At 35.4% G+C, this 25352-nt stretch carries 23 protein-coding genes and 1 other annotated feature; all 23 genes read left to right on the top strand.

From position 1 onward, the window contains the following. Positions 1-166 precede the first annotated feature (166 nt). The 23 genes from O1A01_RS15785 to ileS all read left to right on the top strand — a co-directional run bounded on the left by O1A01_RS15785 (position 167) and on the right by ileS (position 25003). Positions 167-1642 (top strand): UDP-N-acetylmuramoyl-L-alanyl-D-glutamate--2,6-diaminopimelate ligase, encoded by a 1476-nt coding sequence (locus tag O1A01_RS15785; RefSeq protein ID WP_066417633.1) that lies wholly within the window; start codon positions 167-169, stop codon positions 1640-1642. Positions 1643-2043: 401 nt separating this feature from the next. Further along, positions 2044-3018, top strand: a complete 975-nt coding sequence (mraY, locus tag O1A01_RS15780; protein ID WP_066417631.1) for a phospho-N-acetylmuramoyl-pentapeptide-transferase — start codon at positions 2044-2046, stop codon at positions 3016-3018. 1 nt (position 3019) lies between these two features. After that, the gene (murD, locus tag O1A01_RS15775) at positions 3020-4372 is read left to right on the top strand and encodes a UDP-N-acetylmuramoyl-L-alanine--D-glutamate ligase (RefSeq protein ID WP_066417628.1); all 1353 of its coding nucleotides are present in this window, start codon (positions 3020-3022) and stop codon (positions 4370-4372) included. A 139-nt stretch (positions 4373-4511) separates the two neighbouring features. Then, positions 4512-5612, top strand: a complete 1101-nt coding sequence (gene spoVE, locus O1A01_RS15770; RefSeq protein WP_066417626.1) for a stage V sporulation protein E — start codon at positions 4512-4514, stop codon at positions 5610-5612. Positions 5613-6012: 400 nt separating this feature from the next. Next, positions 6013-6927 carry a UDP-N-acetylmuramate dehydrogenase gene (murB, locus tag O1A01_RS15765; RefSeq protein ID WP_066417624.1) on the top strand — a complete coding sequence of 305 codons (915 nt, stop codon included), beginning with the start codon at positions 6013-6015 and terminating at the stop codon, positions 6925-6927. A 205-nt stretch (positions 6928-7132) separates the two neighbouring features. After that, a complete protein-coding gene (locus O1A01_RS15760) occupies positions 7133-7918 on the top strand; it encodes a cell division protein FtsQ/DivIB (RefSeq protein WP_066417622.1) in 786 nt (261 codons plus the stop codon). Beyond that, entirely contained in the window at positions 7908-8594 is a 687-nt protein-coding gene (locus O1A01_RS15755; RefSeq protein ID WP_066417619.1) for a DUF881 domain-containing protein, read from the top strand. Before O1A01_RS15760 ends, O1A01_RS15755 begins: the two co-directional genes overlap by 11 nt. Before the next feature lie 16 nt (positions 8595-8610). Beyond that, positions 8611-9327 (top strand): DUF881 domain-containing protein, encoded by a 717-nt coding sequence (locus O1A01_RS15750; protein WP_066417617.1) that lies wholly within the window; start codon positions 8611-8613, stop codon positions 9325-9327. 2 nt (positions 9328-9329) lie between these two features. Beyond that, entirely contained in the window at positions 9330-9692 is a 363-nt protein-coding gene (locus O1A01_RS15745) for a small basic family protein (protein ID WP_066417614.1), read from the top strand. A gap of 114 nt (positions 9693-9806) precedes the next feature. Next, positions 9807-11090 (top strand): cell division protein FtsA, encoded by a 1284-nt coding sequence (ftsA, locus tag O1A01_RS15740; protein WP_066417611.1) that lies wholly within the window; start codon positions 9807-9809, stop codon positions 11088-11090. A 38-nt stretch (positions 11091-11128) separates the two neighbouring features. After that, positions 11129-12280 carry a cell division protein FtsZ gene (gene ftsZ / locus O1A01_RS15735; RefSeq protein WP_066417608.1) on the top strand — a complete coding sequence of 384 codons (1152 nt, stop codon included), beginning with the start codon at positions 11129-11131 and terminating at the stop codon, positions 12278-12280. Positions 12281-12683: 403 nt separating this feature from the next. After that, on the top strand, positions 12684-13613 hold the full coding sequence (spoIIGA, locus tag O1A01_RS15730; protein WP_066417605.1) for a sigma-E processing peptidase SpoIIGA: 930 nt from the start codon (positions 12684-12686) through the stop codon (positions 13611-13613). A 47-nt stretch (positions 13614-13660) separates the two neighbouring features. Continuing rightward, positions 13661-14380: an RNA polymerase sporulation sigma factor SigE gene (gene sigE / locus O1A01_RS15725; protein ID WP_066417603.1), complete on the top strand. Its 720-nt coding sequence runs from the start codon at positions 13661-13663 to the stop codon at positions 14378-14380. 140 nt (positions 14381-14520) lie between these two features. Beyond that, positions 14521-15300 (top strand): RNA polymerase sporulation sigma factor SigG, encoded by a 780-nt coding sequence (gene sigG, locus O1A01_RS15720; protein WP_066417600.1) that lies wholly within the window; start codon positions 14521-14523, stop codon positions 15298-15300. Positions 15301-15976: 676 nt separating this feature from the next. Then, a complete protein-coding gene (gene ltrA, locus O1A01_RS15715) occupies positions 15977-17305 on the top strand; it encodes a group II intron reverse transcriptase/maturase (RefSeq protein ID WP_270064476.1) in 1329 nt (442 codons plus the stop codon). Positions 17306-17887: 582 nt separating this feature from the next. Further along, positions 17888-18145, top strand: a complete 258-nt coding sequence (locus O1A01_RS15710) for a YlmC/YmxH family sporulation protein (protein ID WP_066417594.1) — start codon at positions 17888-17890, stop codon at positions 18143-18145. Between the two features lie 85 nt (positions 18146-18230). Beyond that, the gene (gene pgeF / locus O1A01_RS15705; RefSeq protein ID WP_270064475.1) at positions 18231-19058 is read left to right on the top strand and encodes a peptidoglycan editing factor PgeF; all 828 of its coding nucleotides are present in this window, start codon (positions 18231-18233) and stop codon (positions 19056-19058) included. A 1-nt stretch (position 19059) separates the two neighbouring features. Continuing rightward, positions 19060-19737 carry a YggS family pyridoxal phosphate-dependent enzyme gene (locus O1A01_RS15700; protein ID WP_066417588.1) on the top strand — a complete coding sequence of 226 codons (678 nt, stop codon included), beginning with the start codon at positions 19060-19062 and terminating at the stop codon, positions 19735-19737. 17 nt (positions 19738-19754) lie between these two features. After that, positions 19755-20213 (top strand): cell division protein SepF, encoded by a 459-nt coding sequence (locus tag O1A01_RS15695; protein WP_270064474.1) that lies wholly within the window; start codon positions 19755-19757, stop codon positions 20211-20213. Positions 20214-20220: 7 nt separating this feature from the next. Continuing rightward, positions 20221-20490: a YggT family protein gene (locus O1A01_RS15690; RefSeq protein WP_066417584.1), complete on the top strand. Its 270-nt coding sequence runs from the start codon at positions 20221-20223 to the stop codon at positions 20488-20490. Between the two features lie 33 nt (positions 20491-20523). Continuing rightward, a complete protein-coding gene (locus tag O1A01_RS15685; RefSeq protein ID WP_066417577.1) occupies positions 20524-21297 on the top strand; it encodes a YlmH family RNA-binding protein in 774 nt (257 codons plus the stop codon). 83 nt (positions 21298-21380) lie between these two features. Further along, entirely contained in the window at positions 21381-21881 is a 501-nt protein-coding gene (locus tag O1A01_RS15680) for a DivIVA domain-containing protein (protein WP_270064473.1), read from the top strand. 59 nt (positions 21882-21940) lie between these two features. Then, positions 21941-22168, top strand: a binding site (T-box leader). A gap of 57 nt (positions 22169-22225) precedes the next feature. Continuing rightward, positions 22226-25003, top strand: coding sequence for an isoleucine--tRNA ligase (gene ileS, locus O1A01_RS15675; protein ID WP_066417571.1), 2778 nt, complete (start codon positions 22226-22228; stop codon positions 25001-25003). Positions 25004-25352: the final 349 nt, after the last annotated feature.

Below are 25352 nucleotides of genomic sequence, written 5' to 3'. Positions count from 1 at the left end.
TTTACTTATTAATAAACGGAAAGTGTTTTAATGAATCGAAAAACAATAAGAAATAAATAGGCTCATAACCATCCCCTTTTGAATAGTATACAACAGCAAATGTATGTAAGTAGCTGATTGCTTGCCTTTTTGCTTGCAATTCTATCATAAGGAGGATGGTGCTTTCATGAACTTAAATGAACTCGTTCAACATATACATCATTATAGTATTTCTTCGGAAAATAACCCTTTTATTACACAGTTAGACAATGATTCTCGAACCGTAAAGAGTGGTAGTCTGTTCTTTTGTATAAAGGGGTTTACAGTAGACGGTCATGATTACGTACAGCAAGCTGTAGCTAACGGAGCAGTTGCTATTATTGCTGAAAAGCCCATAAAGGCAGAAGTTCCTGTAGTCATAGTCCGTGATACGAATCGTGCGTTAGCGATTATGGCAGATGTTTTCTATGGCCAACCTTCTCATTCTTTACATGTAATAAGTGTGACTGGAACGAATGGTAAAACTACAACCTCCCATTATATTGATCATATCTTCCGTTATCATTCTAAAAAAACTGGAATGATAGGGACTATTCATATTAAAATTGATGATGAAACGTACCCGGTAAAAAATACAACTCCAGACCAACTATTGTTACAACAATCTCTTCATAAAATGAAAAATAAAGGTGTGGAAATGGTTGTGATGGAAGTTTCTTCTCACGCACTTGATCTAGGAAGAGTAAGAGGATGTGATATTGATATAGCTATTTTTACAAACTTATCACATGACCATTTAGACTATCATCATTCAATGGAAGAATACCGTAATGCAAAAGGTTTGTTATTTTCAAGTCTAGGTAACACATATAATATAGAGAAGCCTAAAGTAGCCATCTTAAACGAAGATGATACTGCATCAGAATATTACAAAAAAGTATCATCAGCTCAAATTTTGACGTATGGAATTGAAAAAAATAGTGATTTTATGGCGAAAAACATTCGTTATACAGCAGAGGGTACGTATTTTGACCTTCATTATGAAGGGAAAATATCCCCAGTAAAATTGAAACTTGTTGGAAAATTTAACGTCTATAATATTTTAGCGGCGATAACTTCCTGTTACGTTTCAAAAATTCCAATGGAGACGATACTTAAAGCTATTGGGACAATTAAAGGTGTTCCAGGTAGATTTGAGCTAGTAAACGAGGGTCAACCGTTTACAGTTATCGTTGATTATGCCCATACACCTGACAGTTTAGAAAATATTTTAAAAGCTGCTAAACAAATAACAACGAATCGACTCATTTGCATTGTGGGTTGTGGGGGTGACCGTGACCGGACAAAAAGACCGCTTATGGGTCGAATAGCTGTAGAGCGTGCAGATTGGACTATTTTCACCTCAGATAACCCTAGAACAGAAAAGGTGGAGCAAATCATAGCAGATATGGAATCAGAGGTAAGTAACAATAAATATGAAGTAATAGTTGATAGGGAAAAGGCAATCTTTCACGCAATGAAAAGTGCGCAGAAGGGAGATTGTATTATTATTGCTGGTAAAGGGCATGAGACGTATCAAGTGATTGGAAAAGAAATAATTAGCTTTGATGATCGTAAAGTTGCAAAAGCTGCTATTAAAGCTAAATTACGTAAACAAAATTAATTTTAATGATTAAAAATATGATAGAATAAAATGGTTGTTATTAAAAAAGTGTTGCATGTTATCAAAAAAACGTTAAAATTTATTTTTGTTACGTCTATTTTAAGAAAAAGCTAATACCATTCTAAAGAAGTGTACTGTTGAGTCGAAGTCTTAGTATATTTATATATTAACTAATGAAACTATGCATACACTTTTAAAAAATGATTTTAATTAATTGATGAATCAAACAATTGTTGTGTTGCATCTTTACTTCAATTGTTTTACTGCAATTAGTGGGGGATAATCCCCCCTCCTGATTGAAGTAGCTTTATTATGCGAAGTTTTAAATGGAATATTTCAATACATAATTAGACAAGTCGCATATCAAAATTTTGACGTAAATGAGAGAGGAGGGAATAACGATGTTACAACAAGTATTATTATTTACCATCGTTATGTCTTTTTTAGTTACTGTTTTATTATCACCGCTTTTTATTCCCTTCCTAAGGAGATTAAAATTTGGTCAAAGTATTAGAGAGGAAGGACCACAGTCCCACCAAAAGAAAACGGGTACCCCGACTATGGGAGGGATAATGATTCTACTTTCTGTCATTGTTACAACACTAGTAATGACAGGAAAATATACGGAGCCATCTGTCGAAGTTTATTTACTACTGTTCGTAACAGTAGGTTTTGGATTGTTAGGATTTTTAGATGACTTCATTAAAGTTGTTTTAAAAAGAAACTTAGGTTTAACTTCTAAACAAAAATTAGCTGGTCAAATAATTATATCGATTATATTCTTTATAGTATTTCAGCAATCTGATTTCTCAACGGCAGTTGGTTTCCCTGGGACAGATTGGGAAATTGAATTAGGATATTTTTATGTGCTATTTTTAATCTTTTGGTTAGTTGGCTTTTCTAATGCGGTTAACTTAACAGACGGTTTAGACGGTTTAGTTTCTGGTACAGGTGCAATTGCTTTCGGTGCGTTTGCAGTTTTAGCTTGGAATGTAAGCATGTACGAAGTTTCTATATTCTCGGTTGCAGTGGTAGGAGCTCTACTTGGATTTTTAGTATTTAATGCTCATCCTGCAAAAGTATTTATGGGCGATACAGGATCTTTAGCGCTTGGTGGTGCGATAGCAACTGTAGCGATACTTTTAAAATTAGAAATACTTTTAATAATTATAGGTGGTGTTTTTGTAATTGAAACACTTTCTGTTATTATTCAAGTAATTTCATTTAAAACAACTGGGAAAAGGGTATTTAAAATGAGTCCACTTCACCACCACTATGAACTAGTAGGTTGGTCAGAATGGCGAGTAGTCGTCACGTTCTGGACAATTGGATTTATATTTGCTATCCTAGGAATTTATTTAGAGGTGTGGATATAATTTGAAAATGATTAGCGGTTATCAAAACAAAAACATACTAGTATTAGGTTTAGCAAAGAGCGGTACCGCAACGGCAATGCTTTTACATAAGCTAGGTGCAAAAGTAATTGTGAATGATTTAAAGCCATTAGAGGAAAATCCACAAGCTAAAATGTTACAAGAACATGGAATAGAAGTAGTTTGTGGCGGACATCCACTCTCCATTTTTGACGAGAAGATAGAAGTCGTGTTTAAAAATCCAGGAATACCTTATTCGAACCCAATCTTAATTCGTGCTACAGAATTAAATATTCCGATATTAACGGAGGTAGAGCTTGCTTATGAAGTTAGTGAAGCTCCGTTTATTGGTATAACAGGTTCAAACGGTAAAACAACTACGACTACACTTATATTTGAAATGTTGCAACAAGATAATAAGAATCCTTTAATTGCTGGGAATATCGGAACAGTAGCAGTAGAAGTTGCTCAACAAGCTAAACAAGAGAATATTATTGTTACCGAGTTATCCTCGTTTCAATTGATGGGAATTTCAAAATTTCAACCGAAAATATCCGTGCTATTAAATTTATTTGAGGCACATCTTGATTTCCACGGGACGATGTTAGAATATGCACAAGCAAAAGGTAAGATTAGTGAAAACCAAACAGCCGATGATTATGTTGTTTATAACTATGATGACATGTATTGTAAGGAAATGATAAAAAGTAGTAACGCTACACTAATCCCTTTCTCTACAAAAGATATTTGCGAAAATGGTGCCTATTTACTAAATGATTCTCTATACTTTCAAGACGAGGAAATCATTCCAATAAAAGATATCGTTTTACCTGGAAAGCATAATATAGAAAACATCTTAGCTGCCATTGCAGTGTGTAAATTATATAGTGTTAAAAATGAAGCGATACGAAAAGTGCTTGCAACATTCACAGGAGTTAAGCATCGTTTACAATATGTAAGTACTGTTCAAGAAAGAAGATTTTATAATGATTCGAAGGCGACGAACATTTTAGCAACTCAAAAAGCCTTATCTGCTTTTGAAGAGCCTGTTATATTACTAGCAGGTGGTCTTGATAGAGGGAATGAGTTTGACGAGCTAATCCCTTATTTAAAAAATGTTAAAACATTAATCACTTTTGGCCAAACAGCTGAAAAGCTAGAAAAAGCTGGTATGGAAGCTGGGATTCCGAACATTGAAAGAGTAGCAAATGTTGAAAAAGCAGTACAAACTGCTATGGGGAAATCGACAAAAGGCGACGTAATTCTTCTATCACCAGCTTGTGCTAGTTGGGATCAATATAAAACATTTGAAGAACGAGGAGACATTTTTATCAACGCCGTGCATATGCTTAAATAAGGGCTTGGCCACTACATTAAAAGCTATTGACCACTAGTATCTCGTAATAGGGGGATTTTTCCTTAGTTTGCGGAGATTAACTTACGGGCATAGCTTTTAATAGGCTTAACTCTAATTTTTAGCATAGAGGTGTTTGGTAGTGTCTACAAAGCGATCTACTCCGGATTTCATTTTAATAATAACGACATTCTTATTATTAGCAATTGGACTTATTATGGTTTATAGTGCCAGTGCGGTATGGGCTGATTATAAATTTGACGACACATTGTTTTTCGCTAAACGACAGTTGTTGTTTGCTGGATTAGGTGTAGTTGCTATGTTTTTCATTATGAACATAGACTATTGGACGTGGCGAACATGGGCCAAAGTGATACTAATAGTATGTTTTATATTACTTGTACTCGTACTAATCCCCGGAGTAGGTATGGTTCGAAACGGGTCACGAAGTTGGATCGGTGTTGGTGCCTTTTCCATTCAACCTTCTGAATTTATGAAAATTGCAATGATTTTCTTCTTATCAAAATACTTAAGCGAAAACCAGAAAACAATTACTTCATTTAAAAAAGGGCTAGTACCAAGTTTATCTTTAGTATTTTTAGCATTTGGTATGATCATGCTACAGCCAGATTTAGGAACTGGGACAGTTATGGTCGGTACATGTGTTGTCATGATTTTTGTAGCTGGTGCAAAAATAAGTCACTTTGTAGGACTAGGTTTACTAGGTTTAGCGGGCTTTGTCGGCTTAATACTATCCGCACCTTATAGGATGGACCGTATTACATCGTTTTTAGACCCCTGGCAAGATCCTTTAGGTACAGGCTTTCAAATCATTCAATCGCTTTATGCAATTGGACCAGGTGGACTTTTCGGATTAGGACTTGGACAGAGTAGGCAAAAATATTTCTATTTACCGGAACCACAAACGGATTTTATTTTTGCTATACTGGCGGAAGAATTAGGCTTTATTGGAGGTTCCTTCGTTGTTATCCTATTTGCAATTTTGTTATGGCGAGGAATAAGAATAGCATTAGGTGCGCCAGACTTATATGGTAGCTTTTTAGCAGTAGGAATTATATCAATGATAGCAATCCAAGTTTTCATTAACATTGGGGTTGTAACAGGCTTAATGCCAGTAACAGGAATTACATTACCGTTTTTAAGTTACGGTGGTTCATCATTAACGTTAATGCTGTTAGCGGTCGGTGTTTTATTAAACATTAGTAGGTACGCAAGGTACTAAAATAACTTTTAAAAACACCCTGAAATTTTTCGGGGTGTTTTTGTGTAGGAAACAAAAGACGAGTGTTATTATATTAATATATCAAAAAGATGAAATTTGCATTACAATGTTGCAAAACTCATTGCGAAAAGTCCAAGTGTATATATATTATTAATGTACTATGATATTTACGCTTTTTAAACAGTTATCAGTAAACAAATCCAATATGTTTGAAATTACACTTTTTAAGAAACGATTGTAATAGTGCCTTTCTTTCGAGAAGGAAAATGAAATACATAATAATAGGCATCTGTACCGTTTATACGTGTGTGGCATATAATAATGTATTAAAAACAAAAATATTTTATTTGTATAAAGTTAGTATAGATTTTTTAAGGCTTTCACGTTAGGAGGAAATGAAATGGTGTTATCACAGCTATTATTAGATTTGCAAAAAGCAGAAGTTGGAAAAGTCCGTGAAAAAGAACCTTTAGCAAATCATACTACGATGAAAATTGGTGGACCAGCTGATATATTAGTTGAGCCAGCAAATATTACAAAATTAGAAGAAACAATGAAAATTATAAAAAAGCACGGTTCTAAATGGAGGGCAGTAGGGAGAGGTTCTAACTTACTAGTTTCGGACAAAGGAATAGAAGGTGTTGTAATAAAGCTTGGTGCTGGAATGGATCATTTAGAAATAAAAGATGGAATTGTAACAGTTGGTGGGGGCTATCCACTTGTTAAATTAGTAACTGTTGTAAGTAAACAAGGTTTGTCAGGGCTGGAATTTGCTGGGGGTATCCCAGGATCAGTCGGTGGGGCTGTGTTTATGAATGCAGGAGCACACGGTTCTGATATTTCGAAAGTATTAGTTCGTGCACATATTCTTTTCGAAGATGGAACGATGGAATGGGTAAACAATGGACAATTACATTTTTCTTATAGAACATCTGTATTACAAACAATACGACCTGGAATTTGTTTAGAAGCAGTTTTTCAATTAGAGCAAAAAGATCGTAAAATGGTGGTCGATCAGCTACAAAAAAATAAAAATTATCGAAGAGAAACACAGCCGTTTTCATACCCAAGCTGCGGAAGTGTATTTCGAAATCCTCTACCTAATTATGCAGGCCAACTCATTGAGGAAGCAGGATTAAAAGGATATGTAGTTGGAGGAGCGCAAATATCAGAACAGCATGCTAATTTTATTATTAATAAAAATAATGCGAAAGCGCAAGATGTGTTAGATATCATTCAACATGTGAAAAAGACGATATTAGAAAAGCGTGGAATTGAAATGAAAACAGAAGTTGAAATTATAGGAAGGAATTAGGATAATTTCCCCCTTATTCCTTTTCTTTTATGATATAATATTTTTAAAATTACGTAGAACGGCATTTTGTTAGTTTAATTATTATGCTGCTCTAATTTAAAGGGGATTTCAATTATATAAACTAGTGAATTCCCAATATTATTATATTTGAGTGAGGAAAAAAGGCTTTTCTAATTGATAGGTGTTGAGGTGAAAACTTGCTCTGATGGAAAAAAATAAAGTAGTTACATTAGAAGATCGAATTCCAAAAATAAGAGAAATGCGTAAACAAAAAGCGAATCGCCGCCTTGTTTTATCTCTCTCCCTATTTTTTATTCTTTTATCTTTCATTATCTATTCTCAATCATCTTTAAGTAAAGTTTCTTCTATTTCTGTACAAGGACATCAATATGTTGAGTTAGAAACTATCATAAAGGTTAGTGAAATAAAGGAAGGTACATCGAGCTTTTTTCAAGTTAAAAAAGCTGATGTAGAAAGCCGAATTGAAGAGTTACAAGAAATTAAGTCTGCAACTGTAAATAAAGAACTACCAAACAATATACATATTGACATTGAAGAATATAAACGAATTGCTTATATACTAAATAATGGAACGTATACTCCTGTAATTGAAAATGGAGATATATTATCATCATCCACCATTGACATCTTACCCCATGATGCTGCATTAATGATTGGTTGGAATAACAAAGTAAAGGTGGATGAGTTTATTAATGAGTTAATGAAGTTACCAGAGTCTGTAATTTATGCAATTTCAGAGGCTCATTTTACACCTAATGAAACAGATCCTAATCATATTACTCTGTTTATGAATGATGGTTTTGAAGTAAGCGGAACTATTCGTAATTTTTCGAGTAAAATGGCTTCCTATCCTTCCATTATCGCTCAATTAGACCCTGAGCAAAAAGGTGTCATTAATATAGAGGTTGGAGTATTTTTCAAACCCTATGATGTAGAATTAGATGGAGATGAAGTAGAGGATGAAGGTTAATGGTAAACACGTTGTTTTATCATTTGTATGTTTAGTATTAGGGTTTATGATTTCCTTTTCGTATCAGCTAACCCAAAAGGAAGAAGATCGAATATCTGATAGACAATGGGAACGTGATCATAATATTCGTACAATGATTATTAATACGGAAGAACGAAATAGAGAGCTCCAAAATGAATTATTTGAGAAACAAGAAATCGTTAGGCAAATCGAGGAAGAAATCGCAAAAGAAGAGCAATTATTTTTTAACCTAGTTGAAGATGTTGAAAAATTACGTATGTATAACGGAAACGTTAAAGTAAAAGGGACAGGAGTGGAAGTAACTTTAGCGGATGCTTCTTATGTTCCTAGTGAAGAAAATGTGAATAATTATATTGTACATGAGAGCCATGTTTTTAGAGTTGTTAATGAATTATTAATCTCAGGATCAGATGCAGTTGCTATTAACGGACAGAGAATTACAAAAAATTCGTATATTGTATGTAACGGTCCGGTTATTACAGTTGATGGAAATCAATATCCTGCCCCATTTGTTATTACGGCAATTGGTGAACCTGAAGTACTGATACCATCCTTAAATATAGTAGGTGGAGTGAAAGATCAGCTCGTTTTTGATAATATCACTGTTAAAATTACCCAAAAAGAAGAAATATTAATGGAACCTGTTATCCATTAAGGAAAAGGTGTTACATGTGTCCAAAGGAAAATTAAGTTTTTCACTCATTACTTTAATAATAGGTTTAATGTTAGCGATACAATTTCAGTCTATAAAAGAACCGGTCGTACGGGATACACGTGATACGTGGGAGCTTCGAAGTGACTTGAAAAAAGAACAGGAGGCTCAAGCTCAAATTATACAAGAAATTCGAAAATATGAAGAAACAATTAAACTTTATGAAGAGGAATTAAGTCAAAGTAAGGAGTATGCCCTCCGTTCTACTTTGGATGAATTAAAAAAAGAAGCAGGATTAACGGAAGTAAGTGGACCAGGTATCCGATTGACTGTAAAAACACTTTTTCCCGAAGACTCTTATGGGCAATCATATAACACAATTTCGGCCGAGTTGTTAAGGCGTTTTATTAATGAATTAAACTCGTATGATATTAAAGAAATTTCGATTGCAGAACAAAGAATTGTTCATAATACAGTTATTAGAGAGATTAATGGCCGCACTAAAATTAATAATGTGTGGGTGCCGGCTACTCCGTTTGAAATTATTATACTAACAGATGACCCTAGTAAACTGTATAACAGACTACAAGTATCGAGAGCAATGGATGAATTTGCAATCGAGAACTTCTTATTAGATATTTCTACACCTATTAATTATTTGACCGTTCCAGCTTACGAAGAGCCAATTCGTATTAAGTATATGGAATCAGTAAAAGGACATACGGAGGAAGGTTAAGCATGTGGCTCCCGTTAATTGGCTTATTAATTGGAATTTTTCTAGGTTTATCATCAGAAATTAAAGTGCCCGATGAATATTCGAATTATTTATCAATTGCAGTATTAGCTGCACTTGATACTCTTTTTGGTGGTATTCGTGCATATTTACAAAATAATTATGATGATAAAGTGTTTGTTTCAGGTTTTTTCTTTAATATAATTCTAGCTGCAAGTTTAGCTTTTCTTGGTGTTCATCTTGGTGTAGACTTATATTTAGCAGCCGTTTTCGCTTTTGGAGTAAGGTTATTCCAAAATATTGCGGTTATTAGACGTATTTTATTATCAAAATGGACATTTTTTAAAGAAAAAACTGAAAAAAAATAGTATTATAAAAAGGGAATAGAGAACGTATGTTGAATACTTTCTAGTATATTAAATTTGTAAAGTAATATTGTTGTTCTAATTTCGTTTTATAGTTTTTAAAGGAGGTGCCAGAGAATGAACAGCAATGCGATTTATGTAAGTTTAGACATCGGTACATCCAGTGTTAAAGTAATCATAGCTGAAATGTTAAATGATACTTTAAACATTATTGGAGTCGGTAATGTAAACTCTACCGGTATTAGAAAAGGATCGATTGTCGATATAGATGAAACAGTTCATTCCATTAAAAAGGCAGTAGAACAGGCAGAACGTATGGTTGGTATGTCTATCAATCGAGTGATTGTTGGAGTATCTGGCAACCATGTACACTTACAAAACTGTCATGGTGTTGTGGCAGTATCTAGTGATAATAAGGAAATAACAAATGAAGATATTACAAGAGTAATAGATGCCGCGCAAGTTTTCTCTATCCCACCGGAAAGAGAAATAATAGATTGTATTCCTAAACAGTTCATCGTGGATGGGTTAGATGGAATTAACGACCCACGTGGAATGCTTGGTGTACGTCTTGAGATGGAAGGTACTTTAATTACTGGCTCTAAAACTATATTACATAATGTACTCCGCTGTGTAGAAAGAGCTGGATTGGAGATCACTGACATTTGCTTGCAACCTTTGGCATTAGGCTCCATAGCATTGTCTAAAGATGAGAAAAATCTAGGTGTAGCACTTGTTGATATTGGCGGAGGTTCAACAACTGTAGCTATTTATGAAGAAGGTCAGCTAGTGACAACTAGTGTGATTCCAGTCGGTGGTCAACATATTACGAAAGACATCTCGATTGGATTACGAACTTCTACGGAAGATGCTGAAAAAATCAAAGTAAAACATGGACATGCTTTTTATGATTATGCATCTGAAGAAGAAGTGTTTAGTGTCCCAATTATAGGTAGTGATCAACATCAGCAATTTAACCAATTGGAAATTTCCGATATTATCGAAGCGAGAATGGAAGAAATTTTAGAACTTGTTCATCAAGAAGTGAAAAGACTAGGTGTGCAAGACATTCCAGGCGGTTATGTATTAACTGGTGGTGTTGTAGCGATGCCAGGTGTTCTTGAATTGTCACAAGCAATTTTAAAAAATAATGTACGCAAAGCAATACCAGATTATATAGGTGTTAGAGAACCACAATATACGACAGCTGTTGGTCTTATTCAGTTTGCATACAAGAATGCGAAGTTACAAGGAAGAAATGTCGAAGCAACTACACAAAATGAATTTACTGAAAACAGAGCACAAAAACAAAGTACTACCGTCACAAAAACTGTAAAACAAAAAGAAGAGCAAAAAACAGGTTCAAAGGTGAAAAAGTTTTTCGGGCTTTTCTTTGAATAAAACTCTCGGTAGAACATTTGGAATTAGGAGGATCAGTCATGTTGGAGTTTGATACTAGTATCGATCAATTAGCTACCATAAAAGTAATAGGAGTCGGTGGAGGCGGTAATAATGCTGTAAACCGAATGATTGAGCACGGTGTACAAGGAGTAGAATTTATCGCGGTAAACACAGATGCACAAGCTCTTAATCTATCAAAAGCTGAAGTGAAAATGCAAATAGGTGGGAAACTTACTAGAGGGTTAGGTGCAGGTGCTAATCCTGAAGTGGGTAAAAAAGCTGCTGAAGAGACGAAAGAACAAATTGAAGAAGCACTAAAGGGTGCAGACATGGTATTCGTTACAGCCGGTATGGGTGGTGGAACAGGTACTGGTGCAGCGCCTGTTATTGCTCAAATCGCCAAAGACCTTGGAGCATTAACGGTTGGAGTCGTTACTAGACCATTTACATTCGAAGGTAGAAAGCGTCAGACGCAAGCTACTGGTGGAATTGCTGCTATGAAAGAGGCGGTTGACACTCTAATTGTTATTCCAAATGATCGACTTTTAGAAATTGTAGATAAAAATACACCAATGTTAGAAGCTTTCCGTGAAGCAGATAATGTATTACGACAAGGTGTACAAGGTATTTCAGATTTAATTGCGACTCCTGGATTAATTAACTTAGACTTTGCTGACGTTAAAACTATTATGTCAAACAAAGGTTCTGCCCTTATGGGTATCGGTGTTGCAACTGGGGAAAATCGTGCTGCTGAAGCGGCTAAAAAAGCAATTTCCTCCCCATTACTTGAGAAATCAATTGATGGTGCTCAAGGTGTGTTAATGAATATTACTGGAGGAACAAACTTAAGTTTATACGAAGTGCAAGAAGCTGCTGATATTGTTGCTTCTGCTTCCGATGAAGAAGTTAATATGATTTTCGGATCCGTTATTAACGAAAACTTGAAAGAAGAAATAGTAGTTACTGTTATTGCGACAGGCTTTAGAGAAACTGACCTTGGTAGCGGCAATCAAAATAGTCGACCAAGTTTTGGAGCACCGAAGCAGCAACAACAACCAACTGTTAAAAGAGAAGTGAAACGCGAGGAGCATGTTCAAGAAGCACCTTCACGTCCTTCTCAATCAACTCAACCAGTTGAAGATACATTAGATATTCCAACGTTTTTACGAAACAGAAACAGACGTAGATAACATTAAGAGGATGGTATAGCTATTAGCTTACCATTCTCTTTTTTTACTTTACGTAGAGTCCTAAAGGCCATAACTTTTGTTATTAAAGTTGAGAAGCTTGAACACAATTAACCGTTTTTCATTAACAAATATTTAACATTTAAAAGAACGTTCCATCCCAATTTCAGGTAAGACTACGAACGTGTATTTGCTTTTGGCAGAACATCTACAATTCCTCCATAAAGCCATCATTTCATGACAAAATCCGAAAAGAATCCTCAAAAAATTGTTTTCTACTATCGGCATAAACTGACAGACTTTCTAATAGTGTGTACTATATACTAATTGCAAGTGAAAAAAGGTAGTGAACTGGATGTGGTAAAGAACTTCGTGAAAAAAACTATTGAATAAAAGAGGGACTATTTTGACTGTTTATTTAGATGCAATTTGGTTTTTAAATTTTACATTTGATTTTTTGCTCCTAAAAATTACAGCAATAGTTTTAAAAAGACAAACTGCAACGTGGCGTTTAGTTTTAGGTGCATTTATCGGTTCATTAATTGTTGTATTAATGTTTACATCTCTTCAAGCTATTGTTACTCACACTTTAGTAAAACTGGCATTCTCTGTTGCGATGATTTTAATATCGTTTGGTTTTAAACGGTTTCGATATACGTTTGAAAATTTATTAGTTTTCTATATTACTACATTTGCTGCAGGTGGTGGAATGATCGGTGTCCACTATTTTATTCAAGTAGATCAAACATTCGCGAAAGAGGCCATTCTTACCTTAACAGAAGGAATGGGAGATCCTATTTCATGGCTCTTTGTCATAATCGGTTTTCCGATTGTACTATACCTTTCACGGAGTCAGTCTACATTAGTGGAATCTAGAAAATATAAATATGATCAATTGGCATCTGTTTTATTAAAGATTGAAGAAGAAGAAATTGAACTAAAAGGTTTGATTGATAGTGGAAACCAACTTCAAGATCCGATTACAAAATCACCTGTAATGATATTACAAGTTTCAGAGGATACACAATTCGTACCGAAAGAAATCTTTCAAGCTATGGAGGCTTTAGACCAGATCGGTAATTGGCCAACTTTTCCAGAAGAGGGGAAATGGCTCAACCGTATTCGGATGATTCCTTTTAGAGCAGTTGGTAAGGATTCTACAATAATGATAGCTATTAAACCAGATAAAGCTATCATTCACCATGATGGATTAACATATGAAGTACATAAATTTTTAGTTGGTTTAACGAAAACGCCCCTTTCTTCTGAAGGAGATTATAACTGTATCCTACATCCAACAATGCTGAACGGAACGGAAAGTAAAAATGTATCTTAAAAATAGAAAGCATCAACATTATATCTGCTAAAAGGAGGAAGTTGTAAATGGGTAAATGGAAAATAAAAATTACGTATTTTTGGTATAAATTATTAATTAAACTTAAAATTAAAACGGATGAAGTGTACTATATTGGTGGGAGCGAAGCATTACCACCTCCACTATCTAAAGAAGAAGAAGAGCATTTATTAATTAAATTACCAAATGGAGATCAAGCTGCCAGATCTATTCTTATTGAACGTAACTTGCGACTTGTAGTATACATTGCCAGGAAATTTGAGAATACAGGTATCAATATAGAAGACCTAATTAGTATTGGTACGATTGGGTTAATTAAAGCAGTTAATACGTTTAATCCTGAAAAGAAAATTAAACTTGCAACGTACGCTTCAAGATGTATTGAAAACGAAATTTTAATGTATTTAAGAAGAAACAATAAAATACGATCTGAAGTTTCATTTGATGAACCTTTAAATATTGATTGGGATGGTAATGAGCTATTGTTATCCGACGTTTTAGGAACAGAAGAAGACATCATTACGAAAGATTTAGAAGCAAACGTCGATAGAAAGTTATTGTTAAAAGCGTTAGAACAGCTCAATGATCGTGAGAAGCAAATAATGGAGCTGCGTTTTGGTTTAATAGGTGGAGAAGAAAAAACACAAAAAGATGTTGCAGATATGCTTGGTATATCACAGTCATATATTTCTCGTTTAGAGAAAAGAATTATTAAAAGATTAAGAAAAGAATTTAATAAAATGGTGTAAAAAAATTTTTTAGCAACAAACATAATATTTACAAGGATTCCCAGTAGTTGTCAGAATTGCAAAAATTGTATATGTGCATAATTTTCCCTCTGAAGGAGATACTTAACTTTGAACAGCAACTCCTGTTAGGAGGGGAAGGAATGTCACGTAACAAAGTTGAAATTTGCGGAGTAGATACATCAAAGCTTCCTGTCTTAAAAAATGAAGAAATGCGGAAACTCTTTAAACAAATGCAAAGCGGAGATGACTCAGCACGGGAAAAACTTGTAAATGGAAATTTACGTCTAGTTTTAAGTGTTATACAACGATTTAATAACCGTGGTGAATATGTGGACGACTTATTCCAAGTTGGCTGTATTGGCTTAATGAAATCAATTGATAATTTTGATCTAGGTCAGAACGTTCGTTTTTCTACTTATGCTGTCCCGATGATTATCGGAGAAATTAGGCGGTATTTACGAGACAACAATCCTATTCGAGTGTCAAGATCTTTAAGGGATATTGCCTATAAAGCTTTACAAGTAAGAGAACGGTTAATAAGTGAAACTTCTAAAGAGCCAACAGCTGAGGAAATTGCCAAAGTATTAGACGTCCCACATGAAGAAATTGTTTTTGCATTAGATGCAATTCAAGATCCAGTTTCTTTATTTGAACCGATTTACAATGACGGTGGGGATCCAATTTTTGTAGTGGATCAATTAAGTGATGAGAAAAATAAAGATATTAATTGGATTGAAGAACTTGCATTAAAAGAAGGTATGAGAAGACTAAATGACCGGGAAAAACTTATCTTAAGAAAAAGGTTTTTTCAAGGCAAAACGCAAATGGAAGTTGCTGAAGAAATTGGAATATCCCAGGCGCAAGTTTCTCGGCTAGAAAAAGCAGCTATTAAACAAATGAATAAAAATATTCAAAGTTAGAAAAAACATCTTTTGGACAAGTCCAAAAGATGTTTTTTCATATTATATGGTGCACATCTTGCACCAGGCTAAAGTAACGCCCGCAACGACGCACAGGACGTGCTAGTGTCGACCGTTCGACAGACGAAAGCGGTACGGTCCACCAAGCACATGGCCTCCAGGAGCGACCGAGCCTAGGTCGTAATATATAGCGGGTGGGATTCCCGTCGAGAAAGAACTAGCCATTCACTCGTAGCGAGTCTTGGAGGGTAGGTGGTAACACGATACCTTTAAGCGTAGACAGTTAGGTGATGGGCCGTAGACCATAGCGACCAACTATGGTTGAAGGGAGAGAGCTTCGAAAACAGTGCTTGTTAGGAAGGCCGATATGTTCTGGAGCATAGAAGGCAACATTGTTACTGTCAATAAAGGCGAGAAAGTAACAACTTCCTCGGAGTCGTTCCCCGTGGCACGTTACACATTGATATATTACGGCAACTCGGGAGGTCCTTTAAGTCTCTCTTTATAGAGAGTAATGACGAACAAACGATAATAAAGTGAGGGCTGTCAAATGCTTAAAGGAAGTCGGATAGTGGCATAGTACCTATGAAATCGGACACAATCTGATGGAGGAAAGGCCACTACTCGTCACAACCCTTGAAAGGGACACATTTCTACACTCGGAGGTAGAGAAAGAATGGAAACAAAACTGACAAGGATAACAGAATTAGCGAAAACTAATCAAGACATGGTTTTCACATCGCTAGCACATTTACTCAATGAAGAAAATCTCAAACAATGTCATCATGAATTGCCAAGTAATAAAGCGACAGGTGTAACGGGAGTAACGAAAGCTGAATACGGCGAAAACTTGGATGAGAACATTAAGAATCTAGTAAGGAAGCTAAAGCAGAAGGCCTATCGTCCTGTTCCAGTTAAACGGACATACATCGATAAACCTGGAACTAAGATGAAAAGACCACTAGGTATTCCTGACCATGAGGATAAAATTGTTCAACGAGCCTTAGCTAAAATACTCAATGCGATATATGAGAATGACTTCTTAGACTCTTCCTTTGGTTTCCGACCAGGTAGGAACTGCCATGATGCATTGAAAATACTTAATGTATATATAGAAGAACGTTACACTAATTATGTGGTTGATGTCGACATTAAAGGATTCTTTGATAACGTAAATCATGAATGGATGATGAAGTTCCTTCAACATCGTATCAAAGACCTAAGTCTCCTAAGAATCATCGCAAGATTCTTAAAGGGCGGATATTTGGAGGAAGGTAAATATTTTGATACTAATAACGGAACTCCCCAAGGGGGTATCATTTCCCCAATCCTAGCGAATGTATATCTACACTATGTTCTAGATTTATGGTTCGAAATTGTGGTTCGAAAACAGTGCAAAGGCCAGGCTTATATGGTCCGTTATGCGGATGATTTTGTGTGCTGTTTCCAATATAAGAGTGATGCGGATGCATTTTATGCTTCCCTCAACGAGAGGTTACGAAAATTCCACCTTGAAATCGCAGAGGATAAGACGAAAATTATCTCGTTTGGTCGGTTTGCGGAGCGAGACAGTAATCGCAATGGGCAAGGAAAGCCCCCAACCTTCGACTTCTTAGGGTTTACTCACTACTGTGGCAAAAGCAAGAAAGGGACGTTCCGAGTTAAACGTAAGAGTAGTAGAAAGAAAGTGTCTGCCAAACTTAAGAAGCACAAAGAATGGCTAAAAGCTAATAGAACGATGGACATAAAAGACATCATGAGCAGAATAAATCGTTCACTGACAGGATACTACAACTACTATTGTATTACGGACAATCTAGAAAACGTAGAAAACTTTGAATATCGAGTCAGACTGTTGTTGTTCAAATGGTTGAATCGAAGAAGCCAACGGAAGTCTTTTAGTTGGGATAAATTCAACAAATTCTTAAGGAAGTACCCTCTGCGAAAACCAAGATTAAAAGTAAACATATACCACTTAAGGAAAGAGATAAACTACATTCTGTGAATGGTGTGACGAGAAGAGCCGTGTGCGGTAATACTGCACGCACGGTTCTGTGAGGAGTTAGGAACATCATCAAGTTGATGGTGTTTCGGCTTACTCGACCGCAGTGAAACGGACTACCATACTACTACCATGCTATTTTCATGGTAGACACACAAGCAAGCTAAATTTGCACCATGGTGTATGAAAATAGGGACTTGTATTTTGAACTGCTATATTGTCTTTTCCTCTCAAGGTCAAGAACCTAGAGTGGAACGTAGCGGAAGGTGTGAGACTCCTGCGGGAGTAGAGGGAAGGCTGAGACCCCACAGGGCTTTAGCCCGAGGGAGGCTCAGCTCCCTCCCCGCGGAAAGCGAACACCTGAAGCGAAGTGAAACGGACAAATTTAATACTGCCCTGCTATTTTCATGGTAGACCCTCATGCAAGTGAAATTATGCACCTATGAAAGCAATTCCGGCAATTTTAAAAGGAGTCACCATTCTACATAATTTCAATATATTTCGTACATGAAACAGCGCATTATTAACATATATATAGACTAACAGTATTTAAGCAAAATGGGATAGGAATGAGGAGGAACTAAAATGGTTAAAATATCAGAATTTCAAATAAAAGATGTTGTTAACGTTTCAGAAGGAAAAAGATTAGGAACAATAGGGGATATTGATATTAATTTAACTACTGGAAAAATTGAAGCAATAATCGTAAGCGGATCCGGAAAAATGTTAGGTCTATTCAATAAAGAACAAGAAATTATTATTCCATGGAGAAATATTGTGAAAATAGGAGCGGACGTTATTTTAGTTAGACATCAAACAAAATATGAAGAAATTGAGGAATAAGGAAGTCGAAATTTGAAAATACTCTTAAACTTACGGTGAATTATGGTACAATATGAAGGAATATGTAACAATTAGAGGTGTGAAAATGACTGAACCTTTTAAACTAGAAAAAGAATCATATTTGTCAATAATACCGTGGGAAAATGAAAACAGTACCTTAACAGTTGGCTTCTCAACAAAAAATGGTGGGTTCAGTCAAGGATATTTTTCTTCATTAAACTTAGGCTTACATGTTAATGACTCAGATGAAGATGTAAAGAAAAATAAAAAAACTCTCTCTAATCAACTTCAATGGGAAACAAAAGAGTGGGTTGCTTGTGAACAAATCCATAGTAATAATATAGTGAAAGTTCACGCACAGCATAAAGGATCTGGCTTATTTAACTATTCTAGTTCCATAAAAGGAACAGATGGAATATACACCAAAGAGAAAAATATATTACTTACGTTATGCTATGCAGATTGTGTACCTATTTATTTCTGGTCCGAACCTGATGAAATGATTGGTGTCGCACATGCTGGTTGGAAAGGTACTGTAAATGAAATCGGCAAAAAAATGATTGAAGCATGGTTGGAGGAAGGAATAAAAGTAGAAAATATTAAAGTGGCAATCGGACCTGCTATTTCTTCCTGTTGTTATGTCGTTAATGATTATGTTATGGATAAAGTGAAGCAATTAATTGGAGACAAGCCGGTTGATTCTATTTGGTCAGAAATAGAAACTGGCCAATATAAATTACATTTGCAACGCTTAAACGAAGCATTGTTGTTGCAAGTGGGTATAAAGAAAGAGAATATAATAGTAAGTTCATATTGCACTAGCTGTAATGATGATTTGTTCTTCTCTCATCGACGGGACGAAGGAAAAACAGGAAGGATGTTAAGCTTTATCGGTTTAAAGGAGGAGCAATAATTTGTCTGTGAAACAAAATCTCGAAAACATCCGAGGAAAAATAAAATCAACATGTGAAAAAGTAAATAGAAATGAATCTGACATAACGATTATTGCTGTTACGAAATATGTTAGTAATGATAGGGCAAAAGAAGCCATAAGTGCTGGTGTTACACATTTAGGTGAAAATAGAGATGAAGGATTTCGTGAAAAATGGGCAACTATACAGGAGGCTGCAACATGGCACTTTATTGGTACATTACAGACACGAAAAGTAAAAAACATAATAAATGAGATAGACTACATTCATTCTTTAGATCGCTTGTCCCTTGCGAAAGAAATAAATAATCGAGCTAATAGTGAAGTGAAGTGCTTCGTACAAGTGAATGTTTCTCAAGAAGATTCTAAACATGGGTTAAATCCTAATGACGTATTAACATTCATGAAAGATTTACATTCTTATCCAAACATTAAAGTAGTTGGTCTAATGACGATGGCACCATTTACAGACGACGAAGCGATTATTAGAGAGTGTTTTCGCAGTCTAAAGAAATTACAGTTAGATGTACAAGCTCTTAACTTAACATATGCACCTTGTACAGAGTTGTCAATGGGTATGTCTAATGATTATACAATTGCAATAGAAGAAGGTGCCACTTTTATTCGAATAGGAAGTGCACTAGTTGGTGAAGATTCGTAATTTGGGGGTGTTAATGAATGAGTATTAAAACAAAGATTAAAAGTTTATTTGCATTAGATGACGAATATGAATATAAAGAACAAGAAGTTTATGAGGAAGAAGAAGTAGAACCTCGCAAAACACGGTCTTCTATTCATCAAACTAACGGCCAAAGTAATGTTGTTAGTTTACAAAGTGTCCAAAAAACATCAAAAGTCATATTAATGGAGCCAAAATCTTATTCAGAAGCTACAGATATTGCTGACCATTTGAAAAATAGAAGAGCAGTAATTGTTAATTTACAAAGAGCTCATCAAGAAGAAGCTAGACAAATTGTTGATTTTTTAAGCGGGACTGTTTATGCAATAAGTGGTGAGATTCAAAAGGTTGGTATTAACATTTTTTTATGTACACCAGATACAGTTGATGTTGCAGGGTCCATCACGGAATTTTTACAACATGATCAGTCCAACAATACTGAAATAAAAAGGTGGTAAAAAGTTTATGGGTTTAATTTTATACATCGTAAGCCAATTAGTTATGTTCTATTCTTTTGCATTAATTATTTACGTCTTATTGTCATGGTTTCCAGGGGCAAGAGAGTCGGCATTTGGTAGAATTTTAGGTACAATTTGTGAACCATATTTAGATATGTTTCGTCGAATCATCCCACCACTAGGAATGATTGATATTTCTCCAATTGTAGGTATTTTAGCACTACGCTTTGCTTATAGTGGTCTAGTATCGTTATTTAGAATGCTTGGCTTAGTATAATTTTTAATACGAAAAAGATAGGATACTTTAACAATGAATATTTATCAACATTTTCGACAAGAGGAACATGATTTTATTGATCAAGTCCTTGAATGGAAAGAAACAGTTGAAGAACAGTATGCTCCTAAACTAACAGATTTTTTAGATCCAAGAGAGCAAGAAATAGTTCGAATAGTGGTAGGAGAAAATCAGGAAGTAAAAGTCGGCTTTCACGGTGGGAATGAAGGGGCAGAAAGAAAGCGAGCATTATTATATCCAAGTTATTTTAACCCTACATATGCTGATTACAATATAAAAGCATTTGAGTTGTCTTATGCAAGTAAGTTTATTAAATTAGAACATCCACAAATATTAGGTTCACTTATGAGTTTAGGCTTAAAAAGAAGTAAATTTGGGGATATCATATTTAAGGAAGATCGTATCCAAATTGTAGTCGCAGAAGAAATAAGTTCTTTTGTTGAACTGCAATTAAAAGAAATAGGTAGAGCATCTGTTTCTCTACGCTTAATCCCTTTAGAAAACATTAGTTCTGTAAAAGAAAACTGGGAAGAATCTACAACTACGATTACATCAACTAGACTAGATGTAATCGTAGCGTCAATTTATAATATGGCTAGACAAAAAGCAAAATTATTAGTAGAAGGCTCCAAAGTAAAAGTTAATTGGAGACTGGTGGAGCAGCCGTCTTTTGACTGTCAAGAAGGAGATGTTATATCGGTTAGAGGATATGGTCGATGTAAGCTAATTTCCCTTGAAGGTAAAACGAAAAAAGATAAATGGCGGCTTATTTTTGGAAAACGAAAATAAATGCTTGAAAAAGAAGGATTTCGTCTGTAATTGTCGAATATTACAAAGCAACATGATCGATCTATAAATGGAGGTGGCTTCTAATGCCGTTAACACCACTTGATATTCATAATAAAGAATTTAGTAAAGCCTTTCGTGGATATGATGAAGATGAAGTAAATGAATTTTTAGACCAAGTTATTAAAGATTATGAGATGATTATTCGTGAAAAGAAAGAGCTTGAAGAAAAAACGAAAGAATTGAATGAACGACTTTCTCACTTTAGTTCAATTGAACAAACATTAAATAAATCTATTCTCGTGGCACAAGAAACAGCAGAAGATGTAAAAAGTAATGCGCAAAAAGAGGCCAAATTAATTATTAAAGAAGCAGAAAAAAATGCAGATCGTATTATAAACGAAGCATTAATAAAATCTAGAAAAATTCAAACAGAAATCGATGAGTTAAAGAAACAGTCTAAAGTGTTCCGTAACCGTTTTAGAATGTTGATTGAAGCGCAATTGGAAATGATTCAAACGAATGATTGGGATCACCTAATGGAATACGAACAAAAAGATAAAGAATTAGAAGAAAATCGAGTATAAACTTGACTTTCAATCTTAAAATTATGTATAATACCTAACAAAATCACTTATTAATATTTAATAAAACGTAGATAGGGACAGTAGTTTTTTCACAAAATTATAAAAGCGAATCGAGGATGGTGGAAGCTCGATATAATTAGGAAAAATGAAGATCCCCCTTGAGTGCAAATTTGAAACTGTCATGGGAGTAAAAGATGCCGATTCATTCACGTTACGAATGATTTAAGTGGACTAATATGTATTAGTCAATTTAGGGTGGTACCACGGGAGTTTCTCTCGTCCCTTTCTAGGGATGAGAGAGCTCCCTTTTTATTTTATAAAGTAAACAAGTTGGAGGAAAGAAAATGGAGTATAAAGATACGTTACTCATGCCAAAAACGGAATTTCCGATGAGAGGAAATTTACCAAATAAAGAGCCGCAAATTCAAGAAAAATGGGCAGAAATGAACATTTATGAAAAAGTACAAGAAAGAACGAAAGGGCGCCCGATGTTCGTTTTACATGACGGACCACCGTATGCAAATGGAGACATTCATATGGGGCATGCTTTAAATAAAATTATTAAAGACATCATTGTCCGCTTTAAATCGATGAACGGTTACCATGCACCGTACGTCCCAGGATGGGATACGCACGGGTTACCGATTGAAACTGCTTTAACAAAGAACAAAAAAGTAAAACGTAAAGAAATGTCAGTTGCCGACTTTAGAAAGTTATGTGAAGAATATGCCTATGATCAAATAGAAAGACAAAGAGAGCAGTTCATGCGTCTAGGTGTACGTGGTGACTGGTTTAACCCTTATATCACATTAAAGCCAGAATACGAAGCACAACAAATTAAGGTTTTCGGAGAAATGGCAAAAAAGGAATTAATTTATAAAGGCCTAAAGCCTGTTTATTGGTCTCCATCTAGTGAGTCTGCATTAGCTGAAGCAGAAATTGAATACCAGGATAAACGTTCACCATCTATATATGTTGCGTTCCCAGTTATGGACGGAAAAGGTGTGTTAGATGAGACTGTTCGTATTATTATTTGGACGACAACACCTTGGACTATTCCAGCTAACCTAGGAATTTCTGTTCATCCAGAGTTAGACTATAGTGTAGTAAAAGTGAACGATGAGAAGTTTTTAATTGCATCTGCTCTTTTAGAAAATGTAACGAATGTATTAGAGTGGGAAAATGCAGAAGTAGTTCAAACGTTAAAAGGTGCACAGCTTGATAAAGTTGTTGCGAAGCATCCAATTTATGATCGTCCATCATTAGTAATGTTAGGAGAACATGTTACAACTGAATCAGGTACGGGCTGCGTTCATACTGCTCCTGGCCATGGGGAAGACGATTTTATCGTTGGTCAAAAATATGGTTTAGATGTTTTATGTCCAGTTGACGCTAAAGGATATATGACTGAAGAAGCAGTAGGTTTTGAAGGGTTATTTTATGATGAGGCAAATAAGCCAATTACAGAAAAATTAAAGGAAGCTGGAGCACTATTAAACCTTACCTTTATTACACACTCTTACCCACACGATTGGCGTACGAAAAAACCAACGATTTTCAGAGCAACTGCGCAATGGTTTGCTTCTATCGATAAAATTCGTGGCGAGTTACTACAAGCAATTAACGATACGAAATGGGTACCAGCATGGGGGGAAACACGATTATACAACATGGTTCGTGATCGTGGAGATTGGTGTATTTCTAGACAAAGAGCTTGGGGTGTGCCGATTCCAGTATTTTATGCTGAAAATGGCGAAGAGATTATAACGGATGAAACGATAGAGCATGTATCTAAATTGTTTAGAGAACATGGTTCAAACATTTGGTTTGAAAAAGAGGCGAAAGATTTATTACCAGCTGGATTCACGCATAAAGGTAGCCCAAACGGCCAGTTTACGAAAGAAACAGACATTATGGATGTATGGTTCGATTCAGGGTCTTCCCACCAAGCTGTATTAGAAGAAAGAGATGATTTACAACGTCCTGCCGACCTTTATTTAGAAGGTTCTGATCAATATCGTGGTTGGTTTAACTCTTCCTTATCAACAGGCGTTGCTGTAACAGGGAAAGCCCCATATAAAGGAGTTTTAAGTCACGGTTTCGCACTAGATGGTGAAGGTAGAAAGATGAGTAAATCATTAGGGAATGTAGTTGTTCCATCTAAAGTCATGAATCAATTAGGTGCGGATATTTTACGTCTATGGGTTGCATCTGTTGACTATCAAGCAGATGTACGTGTATCAGATAATATTTTAAAACAAGTGACAGAAGTGTATCGTAAAATCCGTAATACATTCCGATTCTTATTAGGTAACCTCGCTGACTTTAACCCAGCAGTAAATAAAGTAGAGGTTGAACAGTTGCGAGAAGTAGATCGTTACATGTTAGTGAAACTTAACAACTTAACAGATAAAGTTAAAAATGCATATGAAGAATATGAATTTGCTAGTATTTATCACGCAGTTCATAATTTCTGTACAATTGAACTAAGCTCCTTCTATTTAGATTTTGCAAAAGATATTTTATACATTGAAGCAACTGACGATCATGCTCGTCGTTCCATTCAAACAGTACTATACGAAACGTTACTTGCTTTAACAAAGCTAGTAACTCCTATTTTACCTCACACTGCCGATGAGGTATGGGGACATATTTCGTTTGTGGAAGAAGAAAGCGTGCAATTAGTTGATATGCCAACAACAATCCCAGTTAATAATGCAAAAGCAATTGAAGAAAAATGGGATGCGTTTATGACGCTAAGAGACGATGTACTAAAAGCATTGGAAGTAGCTAGAAACGAAAAAGTCATCGGTAAATCACTTAATGCGCATGTAACACTTTATCCAACAGAAACGACGAAAAACTTACTTCAGTCTATTGAAGAAAGTGTTCAACAAATCTTTATCGTTTCCGGTTTAACAATCTCTACTTCAATTAAAAATGAAGCACCTGAATCAGCTCAACAATTTGAAAATGTTGCTATTGAGATTGCACCAGCCGAAGGAGAAACTTGTGAACGCTGTTGGACAGTAACAACAACAGTAGGTGAAGATAAAGACCACCCAACACTTTGCCCGCGTTGTGCAAGTGTAGTAAAAGAAAACTATACAACTAACAATTAACAAACCGGTGCTCTTCATTGGATTAGTCCATGAAGAGCACTTTTTTTGATTTTTATGAAAAATTAGCACAATGGCGCATTAAAATGGGTGATTCGAATTTGTACAGCTATAACTTATTACCTTTAGGACCGTGAGTGGAACGGAGCGGAAGACACTTGACTCCAGCGGGAGATAGAGGGAAGGTCGAGACCCCACAGGCGCAGCCGAGGAGGCTCGAATCCACGAAAAGCGGAAGCGCATCGATCTAGCCCGTACAAACTGGAGCAGTCCGGTAGGAGATAAAGGAAACACAACGAAACGTTAGTTGAGTTGATGTTGACTTATCGTACGGACGGACTGGGAAGTTTGA

Source organism: Sutcliffiella sp. NC1 (assembly GCF_027594365.1).
GTDB lineage: Bacteria > Bacillota > Bacilli > Bacillales > Bacillaceae_I > Sutcliffiella > Sutcliffiella cohnii.
This window is presented reverse-complemented; position numbering and strand designations above follow the sequence as displayed.

What these genes read in the sequence shown, in the direction of transcription:
- ltrA (WP_270064476.1), top strand. Translation starts at nt 15,977, where the DNA reads ATGGAAACAAAACTGACAAGGATAACAGAATTAGCGAAAACTAATCAA.
- O1A01_RS15745 (WP_066417614.1), top strand. Translation starts at nt 9,330, where the DNA reads ATGTGGCTCCCGTTAATTGGCTTATTAATTGGAATTTTTCTAGGTTTA.
- O1A01_RS15760 (WP_066417622.1), top strand. Translation starts at nt 7,133, where the DNA reads ATGGAAAAAAATAAAGTAGTTACATTAGAAGATCGAATTCCAAAAATA.
- ftsZ (WP_066417608.1), top strand. Translation starts at nt 11,129, where the DNA reads ATGTTGGAGTTTGATACTAGTATCGATCAATTAGCTACCATAAAAGTA.
- O1A01_RS15785 (WP_066417633.1), top strand. Translation starts at nt 167, where the DNA reads ATGAACTTAAATGAACTCGTTCAACATATACATCATTATAGTATTTCT.
- O1A01_RS15755 (WP_066417619.1), top strand. Translation starts at nt 7,908, where the DNA reads ATGAAGGTTAATGGTAAACACGTTGTTTTATCATTTGTATGTTTAGTA.
- murB (WP_066417624.1), top strand. Translation starts at nt 6,013, where the DNA reads ATGGTGTTATCACAGCTATTATTAGATTTGCAAAAAGCAGAAGTTGGA.
- O1A01_RS15695 (WP_270064474.1), top strand. Translation starts at nt 19,755, where the DNA reads ATGAGTATTAAAACAAAGATTAAAAGTTTATTTGCATTAGATGACGAA.
- O1A01_RS15680 (WP_270064473.1), top strand. Translation starts at nt 21,381, where the DNA reads ATGCCGTTAACACCACTTGATATTCATAATAAAGAATTTAGTAAAGCC.
- sigE (WP_066417603.1), top strand. Translation starts at nt 13,661, where the DNA reads ATGGGTAAATGGAAAATAAAAATTACGTATTTTTGGTATAAATTATTA.
- mraY (WP_066417631.1), top strand. Translation starts at nt 2,044, where the DNA reads ATGTTACAACAAGTATTATTATTTACCATCGTTATGTCTTTTTTAGTT.
- pgeF (WP_270064475.1), top strand. Translation starts at nt 18,231, where the DNA reads ATGACTGAACCTTTTAAACTAGAAAAAGAATCATATTTGTCAATAATA.
- ftsA (WP_066417611.1), top strand. Translation starts at nt 9,807, where the DNA reads ATGAACAGCAATGCGATTTATGTAAGTTTAGACATCGGTACATCCAGT.
- ileS (WP_066417571.1), top strand. Translation starts at nt 22,226, where the DNA reads ATGGAGTATAAAGATACGTTACTCATGCCAAAAACGGAATTTCCGATG.
- sigG (WP_066417600.1), top strand. Translation starts at nt 14,521, where the DNA reads ATGTCACGTAACAAAGTTGAAATTTGCGGAGTAGATACATCAAAGCTT.
- O1A01_RS15690 (WP_066417584.1), top strand. Translation starts at nt 20,221, where the DNA reads ATGGGTTTAATTTTATACATCGTAAGCCAATTAGTTATGTTCTATTCT.
- O1A01_RS15685 (WP_066417577.1), top strand. Translation starts at nt 20,524, where the DNA reads ATGAATATTTATCAACATTTTCGACAAGAGGAACATGATTTTATTGAT.
- O1A01_RS15710 (WP_066417594.1), top strand. Translation starts at nt 17,888, where the DNA reads ATGGTTAAAATATCAGAATTTCAAATAAAAGATGTTGTTAACGTTTCA.